Genomic DNA, 4,109 nt, shown 5'->3' on the forward strand with positions numbered 1-4,109 from the left:
GGCCCAGTCGGCCCGAATCTGCGATTTTGGCCAGGTTGAAGAACGAACACTGAACGCTTGATTGATTCTACCAGGACCGTTGCTGACCACCGACCTCGTAGATATCGGCTTCCATGGAGCAATTGTAGCTCTCTGCGATGTTGAACATCTCGGAGAGGAGGCTTTGGATTTCCTCATCAAGGGAAATGCCATCCGGATCGGGGTCATAGGCGACGGTCAGTTTGTAATCACAATTGCCGTTTTTTACCATGGCGTAGTCGCGTTCCAGCATCGCCTCAATCCGCTCCCGAGCGGGTTTTCTACCTCTTCCACGCTTGTTGAAGTTCTCGATAATCAGATGCAGGGCGATGCTGGCAGTGGGCGGCTTTTCCGGCAGTTTGGTCTGTGACGGAATAATGTCGAGCGCCCGATAGACGGTCATTCGTGAGACCTTCAGGTCGCGGGCAACGCGGGCCTTGCTGGCGCCGGCGGCAAGGCGACGGCGGATTTCATCGTCATCGACGTTCTTCTTCCGGCCTTTGTAAACGCCTTCGGCGCGCGCCGCTTCGATCCCGGCGCGCTGACGATCCTTGATGAACTTCAGCTCCATATCGGCGACCATGCCGAGTATGGTGATGACCATTCGCCCCATGTCGCCCGCCGTCGTCACCTCTGGCTCAAGGATGCGCAGCGAAGCTCCCTTTTCATCAAGCTCATGCACCAGGTTCAGGACATCGCGCGTGGAGCGGCCGAGCCGGTCGAGCCGCAGCACGACCAGCTCGTCGCCGGTGTGCATAAACTGCATGATCGTTTCCAGTTCCGTGCGCCCGCTCCGCGAGGCCCCCGATCCGGTCTCGGAACGGATAATTTCGCAACCTGCATTCTTGAGGCGGCCAATCTGGATATCCAGATCCTGGTCCGTGGTGCTGACGCGGGCATATCCGATACGAGCCAAGTGCAAAATCCGTCACATTAGGGTGGCTCTTGCAGTGTATCGTCACATTGAGCGCAAACCCACCCTTTTGTGACAGACGAATGGTGTCACTCGGCCCTATCACTCTGGGGTGTACCCAAATGTTATAGGCCGATCAGCCGCCTCACGCTGCAAGCCGTCCAAAATCAATCCGGTCGTTCAGGTCGAGGTCGAAGCGGCCATAAGGGTTCACATGACTGTAGATCAACGGCGTGAGACCACGATAATCTTCCGGCGTCATCCGCCCCGCCCACTTCGGCTCAACCAGTACGGTCTGAAGCATGCGGGTGTTCACATACACCAGCGACGCTTGCAGGAGGTGTAGCGCCAGAACGGAGATTTCCTGCTCATGGATGCGGTTGGTGGCGATCTCGCCGCCCTTGCCGAAGAACACGAAACCATTAGCGCCGTTCCAGTTCTCAACCACATTCAGCCCTTCGTGGATCTCGCGGCGGAATGCCTCCTGACGCAAATACCGGCATAGGAAGATTGTTTTGACCGCGCGGCCGAGTTCACTCAGCGCCTTGTAGGTCGGGTGCATCACTTCGGCTCTGGCAAACCGGAGCAGGATCGCTTCCGGATCGGCGGTGCGCGATTGCATGGCAGCGGCATATTTGACCATTTCGTCATATTGTTGCTCGATCTCGTCCCAGTCGATCGGGCTGGAGAGGATCGGCAGTAAATTGGAAAGCCGCGTGCGCATGCCGGCTTGGGGAAGGGCCAGTTTCTGGCGTGCCACTGCTTTCAGCCGCGGGGCAAGCTCAAATCCAAGGAGTCGGCAGAACGCAAAGCCGACTGCGCTCTGGCCGTGGCTATCGACGTACTGGCGCTGGATTTCCATGTCGGTGCAATGGCGTAGCACGCCTTCGATCATGGAGGCGACCTCCGAGGAAGAGCACCGCTTGAGCTGGGAATAAACGCAGGTCGCGCGCTTCTCCACATGCCAGTAGATCATGACGCCACGGCCGCCATAGCGGGCGTGCCATTCCGTCATCAGGTTGCGGTCCCACGCGCCGAACTTCGTTGAATCGGACGCGCATGCCGTGCCCGCATCTCCCCATACTGCGGCATTGCGGATTGCCAGTGTCGCGTTTGCTACCCGCGCGCACGCCTCCCTCAGCGCTGGCGCGTGGATGAAACGGCGATGGACATGCAGCAATTCCTCGTAACTGACATCGGGTGTTGCGCCAGCGACCCGCTTGAGCCCGGCGTTCGTGCCCAAGCCATAGAGACACAGCAAAAGACGCTGAGCCAAGGCTGCTTTCGACAGGGTAACCCGCGAGGCCGACGTTTCGAAAGCATCCATCAATCCCGTGTCCAGAGCAGCCTCTTTCAACACGTCCAGCAGTCCGGTCATCGGCCAGCGCTGACCGATCTCGCTTTTGATCGAAGCGAGACCCTTCGGTTCGGGCAAGGGCTTGAACGGTGTAATCGATATCCGGTTGTCGCCGCGCCACAGGAGCCGGACCTTGTCGTTTTGTGGAATATTGGCATTGAGGAGCAACAGTTCCCGTTCAAGCTCCTCCCGGATCGAGGCGCAAAACGCCTGCGCATCTGGCGTCAGGCTGAGGCCGGAATAGTACGCCTCTCGCCTGATCTCGAAGTCCTTGGGAAGATCGTCATCGGGATTGCGATAGCGATCCGCCCCGACCACCCAGATTTCTTTGGAGCGGATGCGGTCGCGCAGTTGCGTCAGGACGCAAAGCTCATAGCTGATCCGGTTTACCCGCCCATCGTCATCAATGACGGAACTGCGCCATCGCGCTGGAATCACCTCATCGATCGGAACATCCTGCAATGGCACGAAGCGGCATCCGCCATCCACCTTGCTCCTGATCCAGTCGAGGGCCGCCAGGACCGGCCGCCACACCGCGTTGTTCGACCGGAACTCAAGTACGGAAAGCAGGCTTGGCAGCATGCGCCGGTAATGATTGGCCCAGGAACCACGCATCACCTTGTAGATGCGCCGGTCCAGAGCGCCCTTCGCATGGCTCTCCTTGACGATCGCCGCCAGCTTGGCCTTACCGGCGATCGGGAAAATGACATCGCAGATGCGCCCCGATGGTTCATTGATCGAGGCGCTGGCGATCTCGACCAGCAGGCGCTCCTTTCCATAGACCCGCTCGATGTCTTTCGCGATATCGCCCACCACCTTGCGTTTCGAGCGCGTTCCGATCTTGTGAACGGTTTCGATCAGCAGGTCGATCATCGCGTCAGTGAGTTGCGCCTCCCGCGACATTAGATAAATCGCATAAAGGCCGAGCTGTCGCGCCGGCGCATGCCGGCGCATCTCCGAGGCCTTTTCACCGGCAACGCGGCGAACAATCTGATCGACCCATGGCTTGCCCGTAGCCGTCAGGAGATCATGGGGAAGATCAAGTCTCTGGATAAAGGCGAGTTTCTCGGTCACGTCGAGAATGTTGTCGAGCGTTGCCTGTCCGGCGTCACCCTTCATCCTGTTGAATCCGGTCGAGCTGTCCGGATCGGCAAGCGAGGCTTCCAATAACGCCACCGCATCTGACGAAAGCCGATCACTGGCTCCGATCAGCCAGGTGTCCAGATAATCTTGCCGTTGTGAGCGAACGACACGTTCAAGCTCCTTGCGCGACGGCCCATAAATACGCCGGTCCCGGCACCACAGGAAAACATGCTCAAGCATGGCATTGATCGACTGGCCGCCCGGGCACAGCTCGCCAGCAATCCATTCCGTCAATTGCGCGCGATCCACCCGCTTCATGCGGTGATATCCAAGATGGATCAGGATCTCCGCACAATGCCGTCGTGCTGTCCGACTGGAAAAGTCATAACCGGCTATCTCGCCAGCCTCGACACCGAGTTGCTCGGCCAGATACGAGAGGCCATCGGTAGGGATTGAGCCGGGATCGATCGCGAAAAACCCCAGGGAAGCGAAGAATTTCAGCTGCGCGGCGAGGCCAAGGCGCGTCAGGGCCGGCTTCGAATTTACAAAATCAATATCGGCAAAGCTCAGGCTCCATCGTCCGATCAAATCCCCGCCCGGAATACTCCGATCCATCAACCCACTCCCTATGATGGAGCGAACTGTCCTCTTCTATGATTTCCATCGTCAATACCGAATGCCACGTTCCCAAAACGTTCTCCGACTTGGCCAAAATCGCAGCTTGGGGCCGACTGGGCC

Annotated in this window: 2 protein-coding genes; both read right to left on the reverse strand. The window is 58.6% G+C overall.

Features of this window, described 5'->3' with window-relative positions:
- Positions 1 to 67: 67 nt before the first annotated feature.
- On the reverse strand, positions 68 to 934 hold the full coding sequence (locus Q0316_RS15710) for a recombinase family protein (RefSeq protein WP_006953933.1): 867 nt from the start codon (positions 932 to 934) through the stop codon (positions 68 to 70).
- Positions 935 to 1,076: 142 nt separating this feature from the next.
- The gene (locus tag Q0316_RS15715) at positions 1,077 to 3,986 is read right to left on the reverse strand and encodes a Tn3 family transposase (protein WP_066270942.1); all 2,910 of its coding nucleotides are present in this window, start codon (positions 3,984 to 3,986) and stop codon (positions 1,077 to 1,079) included.
- Positions 3,987 to 4,109 lie beyond the last annotated feature (123 nt).

The sequence above is a fragment of the uncultured Sphingomonas sp. genome, from assembly GCF_937871615.1.
Taxonomy (GTDB): Bacteria; Pseudomonadota; Alphaproteobacteria; order Sphingomonadales; family Sphingomonadaceae; genus Sphingomonas.

Bases quoted from the DNA above. Each gene is read 5' to 3' on its own strand.
- Q0316_RS15715 (WP_066270942.1), bottom strand. From the start codon at position 3,986: ATGGATCGGAGTATTCCGGGCGGGGATTTGATCGGACGATGGAGCCTG.